The following is a 22,311-nucleotide window of genomic DNA, read 5'->3' on the forward strand; positions in this document are numbered from 1 at the left end:
TTGGGATCAACCATGACCATAAACATGCGTTTAACGACTGGCTTTGGCGTAATTTTATCAATGATGCTTATTTTAACCATTATTGGCATTTCGCGCGTTAGCCTCATTAATAATAACATTACCCACATGACCGACGTAAACTCGGTAAAGCAACGTTACGCAATTAACTTTAGAGGCAGCGTACACGACAGAGCGATAGCCGTGCGCGATGTAGTGCTAATTACCGATCAAAGCAGTTTAAGCTCCGTGTTAAAGAGCATAAAAGAGCTAAACGCATTTTACCAAACGTCAAGCAGGTCTATGGCCGAGCTAATGGGTAATATGAATAGTGAAGAACGCGCTTTAATTAATAAAATAAATCAAATAGAGCAGCGCACTCAGCCTTTCATTCAAGGTGTAATAAACGCTAAAAATGCAGGAAACCTAAGCGAAGCTGAGCGCATTTTATTAACCGATGCGCGCCCTGCGTTTACCCAGTGGCTAAATGTTATAAACCAATTTATAAACCTGCAAGAGCAAGCAAATCAAACCACTACTATTGATACTCTCGATATTGCTAGCTCGTTTAAAATTTGGATGATTTCGCTCACCGCACTTGCCTTTTTAATAGGCATAAGCGTTGCGTATGTTATTAGCCAACTGATCAGAAATTCAGTAGGTGGCGAACCACAAGAAGCCGCTGAAGTAATTGCCCTTATTGCACAAGGCGACTTAAGAGGCGATGTACAGTCGTGTTGCCCAAATAGCATGATGGCTTCTGTAGGGGTTATGCAATCTAAATTAAAAACCATTGTAGATAGCATTATTAACTCATCTGAAGAGCTTTCTACGCACTCTGCAAGCGTAGCGTCTGGCTCGCAGCAAGCACTTAGTGCCGCTGACGCACAAGTAACTTATACAAACTCGGCAGTAAGCAGCCTAGAAGAAATGAGCCGTAGTATCCATGCTGTAGCCGACTCAGTTAGGCAAACAGAAGATAACTCAAAAATAACCGCGCAATTATCGCAGCAAGGTAGTATTGCAGTGCAAAAAGTAGCGGCCGAAATTGAGCAAATCTCAGTAACCGTAAAAGCCACAGTTACCCAAGTGAACGTGCTGCAAGAACATGTAAAACACATTGGCGATATTTTAAGTGTGATCCGCAGTATTTCTGATCAAACGAACTTGCTTGCACTAAATGCAGCAATAGAAGCTGCAAGAGCAGGCGAAACAGGCCGAGGGTTTGCTGTTGTTGCTGACGAAGTAAGGCAACTTGCCCAGCGTACTGGTGATGCAACTGGCGATATTGAAAAGATGATTTTGCAAGTGCAAGAAAACACGCAAGCGTCGGTAACAGCTATGGAAACCACAGTACCACAAGTAGAAAATGGCCTAACACTTACTCACGAAGCAAACGAGTTACTGCATCAAATACAGCAACAAGCTAACGATTCATTAAGTAACGTGCTTGAAATTGTTGAATCAACATCAAACCAAGTAGCCACCGTGGCGCAAATTAGTACCGGCGTAGAAGAAATTGCCAGTATGTCCAAAGAAACCAGCATGTCGCTTAACAGTAACGCACAAGAAGCTGTTGCATTAGCTGACCTTTCAAACACTCTTAAAAAGTATATTAGCTACTTTAAAGTTTAATTTTTATAGTAAGCAATAAACAAAGGGGCTTTTAAGCCCCTTTGTTGTTTATGTACATTAATAATAGCGGACTATATACCCGCTAAATCGCGCTCGGTAATACACTCACCCGACGCCATTTCAAACTCGCGACATACTAATGGGCGGTTTTCGTAAATAGAGCACATAAGCGTATTACGGTCGAGTGCTTGGCACCAGCCGTCGTCAGCGCGTTTCATTACTTCACTGCCCCATTTATCGTATTCTATATAGTTAAAAGGCACGCCGGTGTCGGTTACTATGCGCACTTCTAATTGGCAACAACAGGCTTGGCAGTTAGCACACGTAATGGGCTCTGCGGTAGTAGAAATATTTTCAACGGGAATAACAATATGAGGCATAGTGGCTTACTTTTTTGAATAAGCCACTAGGATACAGTAACTAATTTAACGCGCTAGTAGTTTTGCTTTAATATCGCTGTAACGCATTTGCTCGCACAGCGCAAAACCACTCAGCTGGCGCACTTTATTACGCGCAAATAACGGCACACTCATCCCTGCTAAAAAGCGGCATTGGGTTTCAATACCCACATTATGATTACCCTTGCCTGCCATATGCGCTAAAAACTCATCTACCTTTTGATAAATAAGTTGCTCGTCAATATATGCAGGCTCTATAGAATATTCAAGCTTAACCGCATGGCCTCTACACACACTACAATGCCCACATTGCTCAGGTGCATTTTGATCGTCAAAATAGCGCGCTAAGTTATAGCTTAAGCAACTTTGTAGCTCAAAAAAGCGTACCAGTGCAGCAATACGTTTAATTTCGGCCTGTTCTTTGTCGGTAAAGTAGTCGTGAAGTTGCTGGGCAAGTTCTGGGTTATTTATAACCTCCCCATGCACTTTGTATACTTGGGTAATACGTTTGGTTTCAAGCGTTATTAGGTTTTTTTCGGCTAGGTAATCAAGGGCTGCCACTACGCGTTTTCGATCAACCTGCGCTGCTTGCGTAAGGGAGTCAAAATTTAGTGTGCCCCATATTTTTTTAAAATCGGTATGGCTAAATATTTGCGTTAAAAACGCTTGGCGTTGCTCATCAAAATGACCAAGTAGCTCGTTTTTATCAACCAAAAATTTATATTTAAAATCGGCGTAGTAAGCATATTGCGGCGTTATAGCGCCTTGCATTTCAAGCTGTACAAGTAAGGTTTTAAGTGCCAGTTGCCTAATATTACTTTCGCTCGATAAGCTGTATTCTTGCATTTCCCATTGCTGGTGGCTTTGGCGAATATCGTTAATTACGTATTCAATACCGCTAAGCTCAGGGGTGTCGCCATATACAAAGTTTTCAACCGTATTTAGGCCGTCTAGGTTAGCAAGCGTGTAACAATTTGATGGATTGCCATCGCGCCCTGCTCGGCCAATTTCTTGGCTGTAGTTTTCTATCGATTTTGGTAAATCGTAATGTATAACAAAACGAATATCAGATTTATCAACGCCCATACCAAAGGCTATGGTTGCCACTACGACGTTAATTTTACCGCCCATAAAGTCATCTTGAATTTGCCAGCGTAGCGTATCTTCAAGCCCTGCATGATACGCCACCGCGTGCACACCTTGCGCACTTAGCACATTAGCAACTTGCTCAGCGCTTTGCTGAAGCGTTACATACACAATACCTGGGCCATTTTGCGCGCGCACAATGTTGGTAAGCTCTGTGTTTTTATCGGCGGTTTTAACGCTCAACACACTTAAATCTAAATTAGCGCGGTAAAAACCCGTTTGCACAATGCACTCAGGCGCAATAGCAAATCGCTCTGCCATATCGCGTTTTACTTTTTTAGTGGCCGTTGCAGTAAGTAACAACACTAAAGGAATATTAAGCTCTTCGCGGTAACGCGGCAATTTAAGGTAGTCGGGTCTAAAGTTATGGCCCCATTCTGATATACAGTGCGCTTCGTCTACCACTAACATCGAAAGCGCCACTTGGCTTATAAACTCTCTAAAACGCTCGTTTTTAAAGCGCTCAACCGACACCATTAGTACTTTAATTTTACCATTTCGCACATCATTCATTACGGTGCTGCTTTGCATTTGATCTTGGCTCGAATCAAGGCTGGCAGCATAAATACCTTTGCTATTTAAAAAGCTAATTTGATCTTTCATCAATGCAAGTAAAGGCGAAACCACTAAGGTTAAATTTGGTAAATGCAACGCAGTTAATTGATAGCACAACGATTTACCCGAGCCGGTTGGAAATATAGCCAACGACGATTGACCATTTAAAAGCTGCTCTATAGTTTGTTGTTGCCCTGTTCTAAATTGGCTAAAACCAAAGTGTTGCTCAAGTGATTGAATTAGTGGCGTGGTCATAAATGTCCTTTTGATGGCTAAACAATAGTCATGCTTATAAAAATGCGGTGTAGATGAAATATTTGCATGTATACCCAAACCATCTCAAGATGAGAGTTTCAGTTGGAGTTAAAAGCGATTTAGGCAAGGCATTGATTGCAAATAATAGTGGTTCTATTGTTAAAATCAATAACGCAGTATAAATCGCTTTTAAACCAACCCATTGGGCGTTTCACAGGCACTTACTCTCATCGTTGTTACTTCTTAAAAGGGGGCTGCCATTCTTGCAAAGTAACGCCTTGATATTAAGCCCCTGTGAAACGCTGAATTCTGCATATTGAGACGGTTTGGGTATAAGTATACAACAAATAACATTATTTATTGCTGACATCGGTTTTATTTAGGCGCAAACTAGGCACCCATAAAATGAGTAGTAACTACTTGTTGCCAAAATAATTTATTGATACCCAAGTCACCTTAAAAAACTAATAAAAAATACAGATCACTTGGGTATATTATTTTTAAGGGCAACGTTATGAGTATTACAATACCTAAAATCGTCGTTATTGGCGGTGGTGCTGGCGGATTAGAACTTGCAACCCAACTGGGGCATAAGCTAGGGAAAAAAAAACAAGCAGATATACTGTTAATAGACAAAAACCGTACCCACATATGGAAGCCGTTACTGCACGAAGTAGCGACAGGCTCTATTGACCCTGATTTAGATGGCGTTGTGTATTCAGCCCATGCCGCAAAACATCATTATCGTTTTCAACTTGGCACCTTTTGCAATATAGACCAAAGCAATAAAACAATCACCCTCTCCCCATTAAACGACGAATTAGGCCACACTATTTTACCTGGCCGTACAGTTCGTTACGATCACCTTGTTATTGCCATCGGCAGCGTAAGTAACGACTTTAATACCCCAGGTATAAAAGAGCATTGCTACTTTTTAGATTCAAGCCAACAAGCAGAGCGCTTTCAGCACTCATTACTAGATAGCTTTACGCGCCTTCACCAAGACGACAACCAACAGCAATCACTTAATATTGCCATTGTAGGCGGCGGTGCTACCGGTGTTGAGCTCTCAGCTGAGCTTTATCATGTGTCTGAGCTATTAAAGCTTTATGGCTTAACAAATATGTCGTCTAAGCGTTTACATATTCATTTAATAGAAGCTGGCCCGCGTATTTTACCTGCATTACCAGAGCGTATTGCCGTTAGTGCCAAGCGTGAGCTATTAAAGCTTGGCGTAAACGTGCGCGAGCAAACGCAAGTAAAAGAAGGTACCGCACAAGGCTTTATCACCAAAGATGAAGAACACATTGATGCCGATATAATGGTGTGGGCGGCAGGCGTAAAAGCACCTGATTTTATTAAAGACTTAGGTGTTTTTGAGCTTACTCGTAGCAATCAAATTCAAGTAAATGAGTTTTTACAAAGCACCGTTGACGAAAGCATTTTTGTATTAGGCGATTGCTGCGCATTTACCCAAGCCGACGGCAAGCAAGTACCACCTCGTGCACAATCGGCGCATCAAATGGCGTTATGCGTCGAAAAAAATCTCATAGCAACATTAAAGCAGCAACCACTACGCGGCTTTAAATACAGCGACCATGGCTCGCTTGTTAACTTATCGAGCTACAGCACCGTGGGTAACTTAATGGGTAACCTCACCAGCAATACCTTTTTTATTGAAGGTAAAATTGCCCGCTTTATGTATATATCTTTATACCGTATGCACCAACGCGCCATACATGGCAGCGCAAAAACCTTTGCATTATGGATAAGCGAAAAAGTGTTGCGTGTAGTGCGTCCTAAAATGAAATTGCACTAATCTATATATACTAAATTAAAGACAGTGAGCGTTATCACTGTCTTTAATTTTTAACATTGTCTGTGTAGAGTATTTAAAACAACTAAGGGAATTGGGTTATGACGGGTAAAACGCTAATTTTTAACTTTGACGGCACAGGAAACGAGCCCCGTGACGCAGAACAATTTAGCTCAGATCATTTTAAAGAAGACTCTAATATTACCAACATTCTAAAACTGCATTTACTGCTTGGCGGTAAATTAGAAGACTCCCCTATTACTCCTTTTGCTAACCAACTCAGTTTTTATTATCAAGGTATTGGTACTAAAGGCAGCCGCCTTAAACGTATTTTAAACCAAACTCTTGCACCTCGTGGCGACGACGTAGCCAGTATTTTAAATCAAGCGTTAAGCGACTTTAAAGCTCACTACCTAATAGGCGATACCATACTGCTAACGGGCTTTAGCCGAGGCGCCGCGCTTGCTAGGCGTTTTGCTAAATGTTTAGAACCCTTAATAAGCAACAACGTGTATGTATGTGTGTTTGATACCGTCGCCTCTATTGGCTTATCAAAAGTAAGTAAAGCCACACGTGGCGCAGAGCATGTTATTTTTGAAAACCACACCATTGCCAACAACATTACTCACGCGCTGCACTGCGTAGCCCTTGACGAAAAACGCCGCGCGTTTGAACCCACACTCATGAACCATCAAAGCAACATTACCGAGCTATGGTTTGCAGGTGCGCATTCAGACATTGGCGGCGGTTACTACCGCGATGGCCTAGCCGATATTAGCTTGCGCTATGCACTTGAGTGGTTAATAGAACAACCGCTTAATATATCGTTACTCACTAGTCACGACATAGATTACGAAACCCTACTCCCCGATAGCAACTTAGTAGCACAAGATGACGTAACAGTAACGCCCGATCCGCTCGCATTAAGTCATCAACAAAATTACTTTTGGTTTAACCCATTTTTTAAATTAGTAGATAGGCAGTGCTATATATTAATTGATGACGAAGCTAGCAACCTTGAGCCCTTAGTACACTACAGCGTAGCCGAACGTATTAATAAGCTAACCAGTTACCGCCCAGAATCGCTTAAAAAACTGCATTACAAAATTAGCTATAACGACAACACCACACTTAGCTTTATTGGTTTAAGCCAACATATAGAACTAGCTAATCAAAACATGAGTGTGCTGAGCATTAACCAAAGCCAAGATGTAATGGTATTTGCCTCTGAGCAATACAACGCAACCGGCCTCATGCTAGAGCAAGGCGCTACGTACCGCTTTACCCCATACCCAAATCAATACTGGTTTGACGATGGCATAAAGTGCACGCCATTAGGCTGGAACCGCGACAACGTACAACTTGGCGTAAAAGAAATCCCAATGGCCGTACTCGAACCATTTAGACGATTTCCTCGCGCACAATGGTTTTCACTCATTGGTGCTATAAATAAAAACGACGACCACCTTTTTGAAATAGCCAACGGCGCCGATATTAAAATAGATAAATCAGGCGAGTTTTGCCCATTTGCAAACGACCTAAGCCGCTTTTATGGCGCTAATGCAGGTAAAATAAAAGTGAAAGTAACGCGGCTGGAATAAGAGGTTGCACAGTATTTAAAATTATAGGCGTGAGTTTATCTCGCGCTTTGGCTTTATAAAAACACCATGCGAGGTATAAAACCTCACCTACAACAACTCAAACACCACACTCAACAAACCCGTAGGTGCGATTTTACATCGCGCTTTGCTCTTATAAAAACACCCGCGAGGTATAAAACCTCACCTACAATAATTCAAACACCACAATCAACACAACAAAGCCCGCCTAAACACCTGTAGGCGCAAAGCTTGCTCGCGCGAAAAGCGAAGCTTTTAAATTGTAGGTGCGATTTTACATCGCGCTTTCGCTTTATAAAAACACCATGCGAGGTATAAAACCTCACCTGTAACAATTTAAAACACCTATTCGCCTCACACAATGAGGCAAACAATATGTGTAATTGCCTCATTAGGCAATTTTGTAACGTGTACTACGCCCACCTGCGGCGGTTTTTGTTAAAAATCCAAGCGCTTGCAAGTCCGATAAATGGCGTGTTGCGGTTGCACGGCTAACCTTAGCCACCTTTTGATACTGACTCGCACTAATACCCTGTTCAAATTGGCCATCAAGTAACTTATTAAGCACTTTTACTTGCTGCTCACTTAACTTTGTTTGATCTTTACTTGCCCAGTAATTGGTTTTAAAAATTGTTTGCTCAATATTATTAAGCGTATGGTGTATCGCATTATTAAGCGTACATAAAAACCACTTAATCCATTGCGTAATACAAAGTTCTCCACGTTGAGTCGCTTCAAGCACCTCGTAGTAGCTTTTTCTGTCTTCTAAAATAGCCACCGACATAGCGTAAAACCGAATTGACTCAGCATGTTCTTGCGCTAATGCCAGGTCGGTTATAAGCCGTGTAATACGCCCATTACCATCCTCAAGTGGATGTATTGTTACAAACCATAAGTGTGCGATAGCTGCCCGGATAAAAGGGTCTATTTGAGGATCGTTTTGCGTTTTGTTAAACCAGTTAAAAAATAGCGAAAGCTCTTTATTTACTCGCTCTTTAGGAGGCGCCGTAAAATGTAATACCGGTTTATCTAAGCGCCCCGATACCACTTGCATTGGCTCGTCACCACGCAATTGCCCGCCCTCAATTTTAGTAAACAAGCTTTGCTCACCTGCAAATAATAAGCGATGCCAATTAAGCACTCGTTCTAAATTAAGCGGTGAATCTGTGTTATTTATTGCATCAAGCATAATCTCTGCAAGATTATCGCTTTGCACTGTTGTTGGGTAAGGTTGCTCATTAATATTGAGCTTTTTAGCAAGAGAAGAGCGAACCGAAAATGCATTAAGCTTTTCGCCCTCAATCGCACTGGAGTGAATAATATTTGCTAGTAAGATATCAAGGGCCTGCTGCTTTTGTTGAGCACTTTGCGCGCCCATACGCCCTACTAATAAACCTTGATTATATGAAAGCTCCCTTAGTAAAGGAGCAAGCGCTGCAGCATCCCACGTAAAGTTTGGCCAGTTTTGCTGTTGCCATATCCACATAGTCTTTAGTCCTAAAGGTAATTAGCTTCAGTCTATGTTATTTATTTGCCTCATGCAATGAGGCGAATAGAAGAGTTAATTGCCTCATTACTTTTAAGCGCTACATAGAACAATAATTCACTTTTCTGTGGTAAAAACAATCCATTTATAAGCGAGGTATAAAACCTCACCTACATCATTGCAAACACCACTCTTAACAAACCCGTAGGCGCGATTTTACATCGCGCTTTGCCTTTGAAATAAGGCCAAGCTAAACACCTGTAGGCGCTCAGCTTGCTCGCGCGAAAAGCTGTAGGCGGGAGTTTACCTCGCGCTTTTGGTTTATAATTTAAAATATATGCGCTTTTAAAGGCTTTTTTAACCGCTTAGAATATTCACGATTAAGATTAGGAAATTGCTTATATATCATTGTTTTTAATTGCTTTTCAGATAATTTATTACAGAGAAATCCTTGCTCAGCAAGCATTATATTATTAAGTAACGATCGCCCTGCTTGAGTATCCATTAAAAAGTAAATTGCAGCCCAACTGCTTGCATACAACTTACTGGTATCACCTTTTTTCCACGAGTCATCCAAACCCACTAACGAATCAATTAAAAATACACTTTTAGTAATATTGTTATTTTTCGTCCATGAACTATTCGGCTCAACAATAGCCATTTGCATATTATTTTTAGTAAGCTCAAAGTATTCAGCAAATCCCTCATTAAACCATCTCGGGGTGTAACCTAAGACCGCTTTATTAATGGCGTGCACTGCCTCATGTACCGCAGTTCGCATTGCACTGTGTGCATTATCATAATGAATAAAAGCAGAATTACTCGCGTGAAAATACATACCCGCAGTGTTTGTCGGGTCAGCACTGCGTTGCCTAATTGCGGCCTCATAAGCGCGGCGTGTAGGCAATACCGTTAAATTCAGCTTTACCTTTTTAAGTGCATGCACGCCAATAATCTGCCCGTATACTTTAAATACAGTATTGAGTTTTATGCGTAACTCTTGGTTAAATGACGAAGGTAAATTAGGCGTATTTAAAGTGAGATCAAAGTAATCTAACGGTTCAATAAAACCAGTATCGTAAGTTGCTACTGCAAAATCCGGTTTTTTATCACTAAAATGCGGCACACCGTCACTGTCTGTCCACGTAAATATATCGCCATTACGTTTATATTTAACCTTACCCAACGACACATCCACGCAGCGCGTATTGTTAGCTTGCGATAAATGATTATCGGCAGATACTGATACATTTTGTAAAGTTGTCGTGCTTACATTTTTGAGCTGTTTAGTTGCTAACGGTTCAGTAGTTACCTGCGACGATAAACTATTATAAATTCGTTTAACCTCGCCTATAGGATCGTGATAATTAAATACCCGCCCAGTAAAATGATTAGCAATGAGCGCCGATGCAATTAGCAGCACAAAAAATACAAACACCACACGTAATTTTGTTTTGAACATATTTATGGGCGCCCTTGCCACTGTGCTTCAAACAACTCTTTTTGCTTACCCCGATACTCGCTACACCATACAAAGTCGGCCGACTCCATCCCTTTCTTACGGCAACGTTTAGGCAATTTATAAAATTTTGACCAAGCATCAAGCTTAGCGGCATCTTTATAGCTATCGCTGTGCAAAGACATGTTTGATACTTTATGATTGAGTAACCAATTGCTATTAGGCGTACGAGTTGGGGTAGAAGAAGTAGCCTGATAAGCGCTGCCACTCTTTTTAGGCTTACTGCAGTGATTAGCAAGTAAGGTAAATAGCGCTTTATCGCGCGCAGTTAAACGCTCACCTTCTTTATTACTGTAGCCACTTCTAAATTGAGACCGAATAGCTTCGCGCTGCTTTTTAATGCTATCGCATTGGGCTTGTGTGTAAGCCTCACCAGCTTGAGGAAAAGTTGTAAATACGCTAATAAATACCAGTAAAATCCATTTAATCATTATTCATTCCCTGAATTAAAACTTTAAAATAGTGTACCTATAAATGTGAAAAAACACATCAACATTACTAATCCAAAAAGCAAAATTAAAGCTATGGGTGGGAGTTCACCTTGTGTCTTGGTTTTTAAAAAGCACCCGCGAGGTATAAAACCTCACCTACAATAATTAAACCACCGCACTCAACAAAAGCGTAGGTGCGATTTTACATCGCGCTTTCTCTTTAGTAACTAGCTCATTACTCCAATCAACGCTACAAAGCCCGCCTAAACACCTGTAGGCGCTCAGCTTGCTCGCGCGAAAAGCGTAGCTTTTAAATTGTAGGCGGGAGTTTATCTCGCGTTTTTGCTTTTAAATTGAATTTACAAATATCGCGTTGGCGATGGCAACCAAGGGGCGGATACCGCCGACCGCCCCTTGGAACCCCACGGCGCCCCGAGGATCACACTATCTCCTCAATTTAAATTAATGATATGAACGTAACCAGCGTAGATAGGCCATCCATGGCCAAGCTACGCTTTTAACAGCATCCATGCTGTTAATTACTCACCATTAATTAAATTTCGGATGTGATCACGGGGGAACTTTCTTAGCAGCGTTCTTAAAATTTGCTGTAGGCGCTCAGCTTGCTCGCGCGAAAAGCGTAGCTTTTAAAATAATTTACAAATATCGCATTGGCGATGACAACCAAAGAGAAGTAACCGCCGACTTCTCTTTGGAATCTCTCGGCGCCACGAGGATCACACTAATTCCTCAATTTAAATTAATGATATGAACGTAACCAGCGTAGATAGGCCATCCATGGCCAAGCTACGCTTTTAACAGCATCCATGCTGTTAATTACTCATCATTAATTTAATTTCGGGTGTGATCACGGGGATGCCTTAGCTGTCGCGTTTAAGCTAAATTTGTCGATGTACTTAGAGTTAGGTATATTAAATTTAGACATAATTTGAGTAACTTAAATGGCTAACCAAAAACAACAAGGTGAGTGGTTTTCAAGCAAAGAAACGATAAAGCTCTTAAAAATATCAGACTGTGAGTTAATGCATCGTCGGGAACGTGGCGAGCTTAAGTTTGAAAAACGCGGACGTGCGTACTTTTATTATTTTGAAATCAAGGATGAATAAGTGATATTTCACGATTTACTACAAAAAATGCAAGCCAAAGAACAAAAAGTGTCTCCTCCCCAAGGCTTTCAAAAATATTTAAGTACCAATAATTTAAAAGCCAATACTGCAGCATCAATATCTATAGATTCGATAAAAAAGCTGCCAAAAACTTTACGAGATTATAATACGATGGTACTTAGGCTTGGCTCTCGCTTAGGCGATAATCAAACTTATTTTTCGCTTGTAAAATCAAGTAATATAAACGATTTCTTTTTTAATGACCAAGCGCTGTTTGGTCAATTACAACCAGAGTTATTTTTACCAAACGTATCAATAAGAAGCTTATTTGCATTTCAGCTCCTGCCTAAAGTTACTGAAACCTCCGTTGTTAATTTAGCTATAGCATCAGGCCTGATTGCTGAAGCACTTAACTTAAAAGATGACAAAACTATAGTAGTGCCAGCAACTGGGCAAAGTACATTCACGTTTAAATTTAAGCCACTCGATAACGAAGATGTTGTCCTTGAGCATATAAATGGCCAAGTTGAAATCGATGCTGTATTTGTTGCTAAGCGGGACGGTAAAGAGCATTTATTTGTAATTGAGGCAAAGCATGGCGATAAATTTGATTCGCTAGCAAAACACAAATTGCTTTACCCTAGTTTAAGCTTATTGCAAAAGCTTCCTTCATCTATGCCTATAGTCCCCGTTTACTTAAGAAGTATAAAAACAGAAAATGGTATCAACTTTTATATTGCAGAGTGTCCTTGCATTGTAAATCAACAAGATGAACTATATAGTTTGGATACATTAAGCTCCTGTAAAGTTCAGGCACTACATTTAGCAAATTATTAAACTATGAACGCAGAGCAATTTAAGCAGCTTGTAAAAAAAGTAAAAATAGCAAAAAAGCTACCTGATGCAATCTATTTCCATAAAGATGCATTTGCAGATGCACCAGCCGATTTAGTTAAGTTCATTAAAGTTGTAGCGCAAGCATTAAAAATTGAAGAAACCGATTTCGACTTAATCAAGCTGTTTAAAAGTAACTTTAGGCTTTCGCTATTAAGCTACCCAACATTTTATGAAGACTCTTACCCCGCATTAAAGCAAAGCGTTACAGTAGATTTAGCAAAACTTAGCCATAGAATAACTAAATACAATAACAGCGAAAATCCACCTATTTTACACCGAAAAGAAACCATGGTTTCACCAGCTAGTAAGTATTACCAATTATTTTGTGACCTAACTTCTGAAGGTGAGCAAGCAGGCTTATACGAAAATACGCGTATGATCGGTTTTAAAGGCTCATGGGAACGTTTAATTGCTAAAAAAGGATATGAGCTAGTTGATGGTCGTTTATTTCGAAGCTCTGCCTTACAAAGCCCTGATGATGATAAAATAATAGATCGACATTTAACGGCCATTGTACGACATGAACTTTCAGCTCCTTTAAAAACACTCGCTAAAAATGGCTTTTTGAGCGGCGACTATTCAATATTTGATTACGGGTGCGGCAGAGGCGACGACTTGCGCGAACTCGAAGCTCATGGGATAGATGCATTAGGTTGGGATTTAAACTACCGTCCTGATGCTGATAAAGTTATTTCTGACATTGTTAACATTGGTTTTGTAATTAATGTAATAGAAGACAGAGATGAGCGAATAGAAGCGTTACTTGGTGCATGGGAGCTTTCACAAAAGTTACTTGTTGTATCAGCAATGCTCGGAAACGAAACGCTGATAAGTCAGTTTCAACCATACAAAGATGGCGTAATTACGAGTCGTAACACCTTTCAAAAATACTACACGCAATCAGAGCTTAAAGCATTTATAGAAATGAGCGTTGATGAAAACGCAATTGCTGTTGCCCCTGGTATTTATTACATATTTAAAGATAAGCAACTTGAACAACACTTTTTACAAAACCGTCATAAACGTGCTTATAAATGGCAGCACCTAACAGCGCCAGAACCTGTTAATGAAGAACAGGCGCGAATTTTATTTACACAACACCAGCAACTTTTTGAATCGTTTTGGTTAACATGCTTAACGCTTGGCCGCTGCCCAGCAAACAATGAATTTGCGCAAAGTGACAAAATAAAAGAAGTTATTGGTTCAAATAAAAAAGCCCTGCAACTTGTTTTAAAATGGTTTGAAGAAGATGAGCTAACGACCGCCGAAACAATGCGTAAAGAAGATTTACTTCTTTACTTTGCTCTTGCTATGTTTGAAAAGCGAAAGCCTTACGCCCAACAACCTGAAGATTTAAAGCGTGATATAAAAGCATTCTTCGACACCTACAAAATAGCGCAGCATCAAGCTACTGAGCTGCTTTTTCAAATAGCAGACAGTGCACTAATCGAGTCACTGTGCATTGAAGCCGAAAAGTTATTACCTGCAGGTAAAGTCGACTTTGAAAATGTGCTACCACACTCACTAACGCTTCATAAGGATTTTATAACTCTGCTACCTTTAGTACTTCGCGTTTATATAGGTGCAGCACTACAAATGTATGGTGAACTTGATGATATTCAACTTATTAAAATTCATATACATTCAGGTAAAGTGACACTGCTAGGTTACGAAGGATTTGAAAACACGCCATTACCACAATTGAAAGAGCGCGTTAAAATAAAAATGGCAGATCAGGATGTAGACTTTTTTGATTATATTATTGAGGAAAAGCGCCCACTACTTCTTAATAAAATTGATTATATTGATGACACTTTTGATGATTATAAAAAGCAAAAGGCGTTTAATAAACGCCTTTTGAAAGAACTAAATAAGTTAGATCTTGGATATAGGAATTTAACTTATACCCAAACTTCAACTTTTTTAAGTCAGGTAAACTTGAAGATCGAGGGTTATCGTTTATACCAATTCAGTACTCCTTGAGTACTGAATTTTTGTCTAGCTTTCAACTCTTTAGTTATCAGCTCTTAACAATTAACCAATTAATTAAATTATTCCAACTATTATTTAAAAGATTTTCTGATCGCTCGACTATAATATCCGTACGCCATGCAGGAGCATTTGCAACTGATTGAATAAATTGATTATAGTTTCGAACTATACCAGTGGTGCTTTTTTTAATAGCAAGCTCTTTATAAAGTGCCTGTTTAGTTAGCCATGAATTATTAGAAGCTTCAGAGTTATCCCCTCTCGTTAGGATGACTAAATTACCAAGCGTATTAATCAGCTCGCCATCATCTAGGCTGCTATCCCAATCAAAATCTTTCGGTTGCTGTGGAGCAATATGCTCAATGGTAAATTGAATCTTGCTATTCTCTAGGAATTCAGACCAATTATAAAAGCTTAACGTTGGGTTACAACCCTCTTTACCTTGTACCGTTTTCCAACTACATTCTGGATCTATAGCCACATTATGCATAGAAGCTAATAATAATAAACGACAAATACCTAGTTGTTTTCCTGTTGCGTATTGTTGTATTTTAATTGATTTTTTTAACCAATCCTTTCTTGTTGAATCAATGTCGAAGGTTGTGTTTTTTCCAGAGAAAGTGTTTGAAATATCTTGCTGAAAGAAGTGACTTATCTCAGATATTCGATCTAATATAGGGAAGTCAAAAGTAACTTTATCAGCTATAGCTGAGCCAGAATATAGCTCCTTATACCGACTATCTATGCCAGCAGTGCCCCCTGTACCAGCTCTTCTTAAAGTCCAAAATGCAGCAAGTAATTTTGTGCACAGTTTGAATTTAGCGGTGTTACGTTCTTGTTTGAAATAGTGATAAGCTATTGATAAAAAAGGGCGTGCAATTTCATGTCCCGTAGATTTCAATAAACCTATAGAGAGCTTAAATTCTTGTTGTTGATCAAGAGAATCGACACATTGAGAAACAATCGTTTCATCTGAAGAATACCAAATAGAAAATAAAAATTCAGCTGTATCAGCAAGCTGCTGTAAATATTTAAGTTTATCATCTGATGCAGAAAAACTATCAATTAGATACCTTCTTTGCTGAGATATGTGAGTCCCGCATCTTTTTCCTGATTTCGCATAAGAAAAGACTTCAACCAACTTTTTAGTGGCGTCATTTTTCTTATTTGCATCTGAAATTGAATTTAAATAGCCATCTACTATGCCTAAGTATTTTCGTCCCTCTTTGTCGTCGTTTATTAACGACCGCTCTTTTAAACTATGAAAAAATTGAATGGCTTTTGGTCTGAATGTTTCGTAAGCAGTTAAAGGTTCGCCAGTTGTATTAAGTGCTTCAAACATATCGAATGCATAGTCAAGATTATTAACACTTACAAAAGTAAAACATGTTCTGTACAACAAATAGGAGGAGAACGCACTTAAGTAAATAGCCTCCTTAACTAATTTAACATCTTTATCAGTTAAAAAATCTGATTTGAGTAGGCTAGGTAAATCACCAATATCAAAAAAGGTTTCTTGTTGGTAATTTCTAAAATCTATAGTACATAAATCTGTGACAACTTCATTATTGAAAATGTAACCATTTGATATCTGCATTAGTGCTTGATCAATCACTTTTAAATTAGCTGATACCGTAGTGTCTGCAGCCGATGGCAAGACATGAAAATCATCATCTACTGTTGCTTTTGTAACTTTATGAATATATTCAGCAATAGCTGAATTATAGCGCGCTTGGTTCTTTTGTTTCGACCATGTATCTTCTCCAGACCTACTTAACAGTGGATAGTAACGATTATATTTATCTCTTGAGTTAGTATCTTTAGAAAAAAACCTTAGACCAGCAACAATGTTATATAAGTTATCTGAAAATTTATTTATCTCCTCGCAAAATCCCTCAGCTTCATTATCGTCATTATAAGCATTAGTGACATCTGTTAACTCATTAAGGTATTGATTTAATTTTAAATAAAGTCTTGTAGATATAAGAGTAAGTGTCGTAAGTCTTTGCTGGCCATCAATAACAAGTCTTGTTTTCGGGGGTTTTTCTGCCTTTAGTTCAGGACTTAAAGATGTACCTTTATAATCATCGACGGTTAAAAGCGTACCTAAGAAAGTTATTGCATCATCATGCTCAACAAGAACAGAACAGCCAGCTTTTATATCATCGAATAAACGACTTACCTTATCTTCATTCCAAGAATAAGGTCTTTGATATTCAGGAATATGAAAACACGTCCCACTTTCTGAAATTACTTCATGAACAGACTTAGGTGTTGATTCAAAAACATCGTTTAATTTCATTTTTTTCCTTAAATATGTGAGGGGATAAAAAATTTTAACCTCACTTTTTCTTTATTTTTATATGGCCGAGCTTAAACCTTGAGAAAACAATTATTAATTAATCTATTTTTATTCTCAAAACTTCACTACGTCTACCTGGCATATAAACTTCTATCTCATCGCTAGCATACTGTTTGATATAAGAATATAAATTAGCTTGTAGACTCTTAATTTCTTGACGGTAAGGTACAGGATCATCAGCTAATTCATCATGTAACAGCCTTGATATTTGACCAAACCCTAAATTCCTATCCGTTTTATTATCTAAAATTTGTTTTTTTATCCAGTGATAAGCTTTACTTCGTTTGAACAACTTAGCAGCCTCGAATGAATTACCTTTATTAGCTTCTATCTGAGCAAATGGTAAAGAGGGATTTAACTCATACTCATAAGTACTGATACCGGGCGGGGTTAAAGGAAAGTCAGATACGAACAAATCAGAAGATTGGGGGAGTATTTCTTCAGGCCAACTAGAGGGTATAAAAGACGCCTCTTGATGCCTGTATTGCTCTAAAAACAAGTCCATTCTTTCAAGAGTTAATATATCTAAAGGTACTGCTGCATTTACTAGTTTATTAATAAAACGATTAGACTCTGAACATCCTTCAACTCTCGTGCATGCTTCGTAGTTACTTTCAGCAACAATAGCGAGCCCTTTACCAGTGAGGTTAGCACTACCATTGAATATTAAATCATCATCTATTTGGTAGATTTTCGCATGTAAGTTTAATAATGCTTTTACATGGTAACCTTTTTGAACCGCTCGCTTAATAGTGACAAAATCACTAGCCCCACTTAAAAAGTCACTTGGTGTCAACCTACCAATAAGTGAAACATTAGAACAGTCGGCAGTAATTAAACTATCCATCCATTCAAAGCCAACTTTAGAAATAAAAGCTGACGCAACAACTAATTTTTTACAAGAAGGCAAGACTACTTCTAAATCAGTTTTTAATTTATCACCCGAAAATAAATTACTCAAAATTCATACTCGCCAATTTATCTTCAAGAAACTCACTCAATCGAGAAACATACTTTATATCTCTCCCTTGTACCTTCTCATTAGTTGTTTCAAATGTCATTTGACACATACTAATGATGAAAAAATTTATTATTTGTTTTTGTTCTTTTGATGACTTTGAATAGACTTTTTCATAAAAAGGGTGGCTTCCATTTATACCTATATACAAATGATTATTTAAAAAATTAAATTCAAAAGCATCATGTGATTTATTTTTTACAATCTGGATACTTGTATTCAACTCTTTTGGAAACTGCAAAGCTACTTCAGCGACTTGCTGTTCTAGATCATTACGAACTGTAGGAGCTTTTTTTCTTTTTTTTAAAAAATAGCTTACGGGATCAAATAGTGTTTTCATATTCTAAGCCTTATCTAAGGCTAACAACTTTAATATTGTTAGCCCTACCCACATTAAAGGTCTAACTCTTCAAACATCTCTTCAATAACTTCACCCCAATCATTACGTGCTCTTTCAAGTTGGCGTCGTTTATTTTCATTAGTTGTAGAGTCTTCCATCAATGCCCAAGCTCCTAGCAGCACTTTAAATATCATTTTATCTTTATCTGACATTTGGCTTAAGAATTTTGTATATAACTCATGCTCAGGATTAATAATAAGTACGGCAATACCTTGAAGGTTTTCTACTTCGAAAAAAGATTGATTAGAAGTTTTACTATATTGAACACTTATTCTAGATTGTAAATCTTCCATTTTCTTAGTAGTTAATTTTGCATTTGCCTCATCATAGCCAAAATCATCGACGAGCTTTTTCTCTAGCTTTTTATAGTCAGGCTCTTGAGCTAAAGTATTCCCGGGGTTCACTTCATCGCGCTTATTCATTACTGTATTAACTAAAATGCTTACCTTATCGTCTTCATTCAACTCAGGAGTTACAGTACCTACTTTTGTTGTTGGTAACAATTTTGCTTTTTTACGAGCGTTAGCAACTACTTTTTTAAGTCTGGTCGATATTTCAAAAAGTACAGCTCTCTCTTCATCACCATTCTCTCGTAAATATTCGATAATCAGGTCATCTTTTTCAATTACATCCTTTTCATCTAAATCCATTTTATCCGCATCTAATTCTTTTAAGTTATGAGCATGCTGCTTATTATTTGTAACGCCTAAAACTTCATCTAGTGAAGGAGGAATATCAATCTCAACTCCCATAAAACGCGCTTTATATGCATCATCTTTTAAGAAGAACTCATTAGTAATAAGCTCAATTTCACGGTCTGCCCTCATTACAGATATCCCGAAATTTCTTAAGCAGTCTTTCCCATACTCAGTTTTACCAGCTTGGTTCTCACTACCTAAATTAAGAATCCTAGTGATCATCTCAGATCTAGCAACTGAGCTTCTAATATGAATCGTATGCTGAGCACCTTGGAACTCAACCTTAAAAGGAAAAGACTCCAGCTCTTCAAAGAAAGTAGGGGTTTCATCAACATGTAACCCAGGAAGATCCGGTAGAGCAGAATCTGCAGTCAAGTAAAGGGGGTCATTTGCTTTAATAAAACCTGTTTTAGTTTCGCGTTCTAAAGCCTGCATTTTAGAACCACCAAAAGTATCAAAAACTTTAAATTGAACTGAACACTGACCTTTAGAGATAAACCTACGGTACATTCTACCTATTTCATATTGTGATTTAGCAAATAATGTTGAAGAGCGCTTCCACTTTAATTTATCTAGATTTGACCATAATACAAATGTACCTGACTCAGGCATGTCTCCGTCAAACATTGAGTCTAAATATTTCTCAGGCATTTCGACTAAAGTTGGTTCTGGTAGGTCGCTATAAATGCCGTCTATGATTTCCTGAACATCTAAATACGTATAATAAATCTCATGTTTATTTTTCCAACTCCATACTTGAATTCTTTTACATTGAGAAACAGATGCATTAGGTAAACCCATACCAAACTTACCCATTCCTTTAGTATCATCATTTAATAAGTTGCCATCTTTATCTTTCTCGCGACCAGACTCACCAAAACCCAAAGCTGAAGCTAATAAGCTCTGTGACATCCCAGCCCCATTGTCGACAATAGCAATCTCTTCAATAGTTCTTTTTTGATTTTCAAAAATTAAGATTTCAACTTTGTCTGCCCCAGCCTGAATTGAGTTATCTGCTAACTCAGCAATAGCGTAAGCGGTATCTTTATAGCCGTTAGAGCGCGCGGAAATAATATATTGTTTAGGGTTTACTAAAGACATTTTATAATCCTTTAAAGTTTTTCATTTTCAAGCTCTGTCCACATTTCATTCCAATGCTTAAAAGCTAAATTAACATTATTAAACTCTGATATTTCATCTAGCACTGTATATATACGTGCCGTTTTAGGAGTTAAAGAGGGATTACCGCGTAATGCGCGGCCTATCATTTGTAGATATAAGACTAAGGAGTTAGTGGGTCGGGCTATAATTGCAACATTTGTTTCTGGAGCATCAAAGCCTGTAGTAAGCATTTCGCAATTCACTAAAACATCTAAATCGCCATTCTTATAATTATCGATAATTTGAGTTTTTTCTTCAGAAGTAGTGCTTTTACTATCAACAGATGCAGCTTTAACGCCCATGCAGCATAAAGAAAAGGCTAAGTTTCTCGCATGCTCAATATCACAAGCAAAAATAATCAATTTTGAATTATTGCTTTTTACTTCATGAACTGCTGTTTTAAGAATAATAGAATTACGATTGTTAGAACTGCTAAGTTTTTTTAACAACTCACTCTCAGTGAAATGACTTAAAGCACTGGTATTTTTATAAATATCTATATCGTCATAATTTAGTTCGATAAACTGAGGATCAGCTAGATAATTCTCTTTTATCAAGAACTCCATTGGTTGATAAGGCGCAACATCCATAGTAATTTTATTATTACCAAAAAGCTCAGCAAGAGCTTTGTTCTCCGGATCTAATTCAGGTTTATCATCTTTATAAACACGCCCAGGCGTAGCCGTTAAACCAACTAACTTAGCTTGTGGAGAAAACTCCAAAAACCGCTCTAAAACGTCTTTATAAGTCGAAGCTAATGCTCGATGAGCCTCGTCAAAAATAACTAATGTTATTTTTTTATCAAATGCTGCGGTTTGATGCGGTGTCATTGAGTTGTAATAAGAAACTAATTTTTGTAATCCCCCTACAACAAAGCCGCTTTTGATACTTTCAAGTGAAAAGTTATTAGAACCATAATAACGACCTTGGATAATTTCTCTATTACCCAATTTTTGCCAAGCTTTACTGAATTCTTCAGATGCTTGTTCACATAAAATTTCAGAATTAGCTAACCAAAGTACCATCGCATCTTTTTTTGTCATCAAATGACGACATGCTATGTGCATAGCAGTTCGGGTTTTACCAGCGCCAGTAGGTAGGTGGATTATCGCTTTATTATTATTCCCAAACTCTATCGAATTAAATACCTTATCTGATATCTCTATTTGATAAGGGTATAATCCATACTCAGGCTTTACAGTGCGGAACGCTTTATATTCTTCGGTTTTATTGCTGGAATCTATAAAATTAAACCCTAAAGAATTCAAAAATGTAACTAGCCCGAGCTGTGAATTGCAGAAACCTTTTACATTTACGTAGTGTTCAGGATTAATTTCGTTTACATAAGAGCCGTTTATTTTAAAGATTATTTCATTGAGGTCTTCTTTACTCAATCTATCAATAAAATACTCACGGCTTGTTTTAGCTAAAAGTAACCGCGTTGGATTTGAGTTTATTATTGCTTGAACTAATAACTTTTGCTGATTATTTTCATCATAGTATGACTTGTCTATGTTCAAAGTATTCTCAAAGAATGACAATGAATCTTGACCTGCGAGAAACTTTAAAGCATTAACACTAAAACAGTTTAGACACTTTTGAAACACATCTTCTCCTTAAGATTTAAAAATTAAAAGCACTTATTAAATTCACACGATTAAGTTCGCATTCATATTTCCAGAGACTACAACAAAAGTATGTACCTAACAAGGTGTTATACTCATAGCTAATAACTACTGTACATAAATACACATTCTGAGATAAAGTTCTTTCGCTGCTACAAAAATAAAGTTAACATTGCT

At 38.1% G+C, this 22,311-nt stretch carries 16 protein-coding genes; 6 read left to right on the plus strand and 10 right to left on the minus strand.

Features of this window, described 5'->3' with window-relative positions; genetic code table 11:
- Positions 1 to 12: 12 nt before the first annotated feature.
- Entirely contained in the window at positions 13 to 1,632 is a 1,620-nt protein-coding gene (locus I6F47_RS14045) for a methyl-accepting chemotaxis protein (RefSeq protein WP_197184049.1), read from the plus strand.
- A 71-nt stretch (positions 1,633 to 1,703) separates the two neighbouring features.
- Here I6F47_RS14045 and I6F47_RS14050 read toward each other — a convergent pair whose 3' ends face one another.
- The gene (locus I6F47_RS14050) at positions 1,704 to 2,012 is read right to left on the minus strand and encodes a YkgJ family cysteine cluster protein (RefSeq protein WP_197184050.1); all 309 of its coding nucleotides are present in this window, start codon (positions 2,010 to 2,012) and stop codon (positions 1,704 to 1,706) included.
- Positions 2,013 to 2,057: 45 nt separating this feature from the next.
- Positions 2,058 to 3,986, minus strand: a complete 1,929-nt coding sequence (locus tag I6F47_RS14055) for a RecQ family ATP-dependent DNA helicase (RefSeq protein WP_197184051.1) — start codon at positions 3,984 to 3,986, stop codon at positions 2,058 to 2,060.
- A gap of 514 nt (positions 3,987 to 4,500) precedes the next feature.
- Between I6F47_RS14055 and I6F47_RS14060 the strand changes: the two genes are divergently transcribed.
- Positions 4,501 to 5,805, plus strand: a complete 1,305-nt coding sequence (locus tag I6F47_RS14060) for an NAD(P)/FAD-dependent oxidoreductase (RefSeq protein ID WP_007583476.1) — start codon at positions 4,501 to 4,503, stop codon at positions 5,803 to 5,805.
- A gap of 98 nt (positions 5,806 to 5,903) precedes the next feature.
- A complete protein-coding gene (locus I6F47_RS14065; protein ID WP_197184052.1) occupies positions 5,904 to 7,403 on the plus strand; it encodes a phospholipase effector Tle1 domain-containing protein in 1,500 nt (499 codons plus the stop codon).
- A 409-nt stretch (positions 7,404 to 7,812) separates the two neighbouring features.
- Here I6F47_RS14065 and I6F47_RS14070 read toward each other — a convergent pair whose 3' ends face one another.
- The 3 genes from I6F47_RS14070 to I6F47_RS14080 all read right to left on the minus strand — a co-directional run bounded on the left by I6F47_RS14070 (position 7,813) and on the right by I6F47_RS14080 (position 10,857).
- A complete protein-coding gene (locus I6F47_RS14070) occupies positions 7,813 to 8,907 on the minus strand; it encodes a Fic family protein (protein ID WP_197184053.1) in 1,095 nt (364 codons plus the stop codon).
- 328 nt (positions 8,908 to 9,235) lie between these two features.
- The gene (locus I6F47_RS14075) at positions 9,236 to 10,369 is read right to left on the minus strand and encodes a DUF1570 domain-containing protein (protein ID WP_197184054.1); all 1,134 of its coding nucleotides are present in this window, start codon (positions 10,367 to 10,369) and stop codon (positions 9,236 to 9,238) included.
- A gap of 2 nt (positions 10,370 to 10,371) precedes the next feature.
- Entirely contained in the window at positions 10,372 to 10,857 is a 486-nt protein-coding gene (locus I6F47_RS14080; RefSeq protein ID WP_165726384.1) for a hypothetical protein, read from the minus strand.
- 962 nt (positions 10,858 to 11,819) lie between these two features.
- Between I6F47_RS14080 and I6F47_RS14085 the strand changes: the two genes are divergently transcribed.
- Genes I6F47_RS14085 through I6F47_RS14095 form a run of 3 tightly spaced genes read left to right on the plus strand, consistent with a single transcriptional unit; the run spans position 11,820 to position 14,864 of the window.
- Positions 11,820 to 11,984, plus strand: a complete 165-nt coding sequence (locus tag I6F47_RS14085) for a hypothetical protein (protein ID WP_197184055.1) — start codon at positions 11,820 to 11,822, stop codon at positions 11,982 to 11,984.
- Positions 11,985 to 12,821: a DUF6997 domain-containing protein gene (locus tag I6F47_RS14090; protein ID WP_197184056.1), complete on the plus strand. Its 837-nt coding sequence runs from the start codon at positions 11,985 to 11,987 to the stop codon at positions 12,819 to 12,821.
- A gap of 3 nt (positions 12,822 to 12,824) precedes the next feature.
- Positions 12,825 to 14,864 (plus strand): DNA phosphorothioation-associated putative methyltransferase, encoded by a 2,040-nt coding sequence (locus I6F47_RS14095; protein ID WP_197184057.1) that lies wholly within the window; start codon positions 12,825 to 12,827, stop codon positions 14,862 to 14,864.
- A 37-nt stretch (positions 14,865 to 14,901) separates the two neighbouring features.
- Here I6F47_RS14095 and I6F47_RS14100 read toward each other — a convergent pair whose 3' ends face one another.
- The 5 genes from I6F47_RS14100 to I6F47_RS14120 form a co-directional block, all read right to left on the minus strand.
- Positions 14,902 to 17,172 (minus strand): DUF262 domain-containing protein, encoded by a 2,271-nt coding sequence (locus tag I6F47_RS14100; protein ID WP_197184058.1) that lies wholly within the window; start codon positions 17,170 to 17,172, stop codon positions 14,902 to 14,904.
- Between the two features lie 97 nt (positions 17,173 to 17,269).
- On the minus strand, positions 17,270 to 18,193 hold the full coding sequence (locus I6F47_RS14105; protein ID WP_197184059.1) for a phospholipase D-like domain-containing protein: 924 nt from the start codon (positions 18,191 to 18,193) through the stop codon (positions 17,270 to 17,272).
- The gene (locus I6F47_RS14110) at positions 18,186 to 18,590 is read right to left on the minus strand and encodes a hypothetical protein (protein WP_197184060.1); all 405 of its coding nucleotides are present in this window, start codon (positions 18,588 to 18,590) and stop codon (positions 18,186 to 18,188) included. The genes I6F47_RS14105 and I6F47_RS14110 overlap by 8 nt, the downstream gene beginning before the upstream one ends.
- A gap of 53 nt (positions 18,591 to 18,643) precedes the next feature.
- Complete coding sequence (locus tag I6F47_RS14115; RefSeq protein ID WP_197184061.1) at positions 18,644 to 20,449, minus strand: ATP-binding protein; 1,806 nt, start codon at positions 20,447 to 20,449, stop codon at positions 18,644 to 18,646.
- A gap of 11 nt (positions 20,450 to 20,460) precedes the next feature.
- Positions 20,461 to 22,116 carry a DEAD/DEAH box helicase gene (locus I6F47_RS14120; protein WP_197184062.1) on the minus strand — a complete coding sequence of 552 codons (1,656 nt, stop codon included), beginning with the start codon at positions 22,114 to 22,116 and terminating at the stop codon, positions 20,461 to 20,463.
- Positions 22,117 to 22,311: the final 195 nt, after the last annotated feature.

Source organism: Pseudoalteromonas sp. NZS37 (assembly GCF_015864265.1).
Taxonomy (GTDB): Bacteria; Pseudomonadota; Gammaproteobacteria; order Enterobacterales; family Alteromonadaceae; genus Pseudoalteromonas; species Pseudoalteromonas arctica.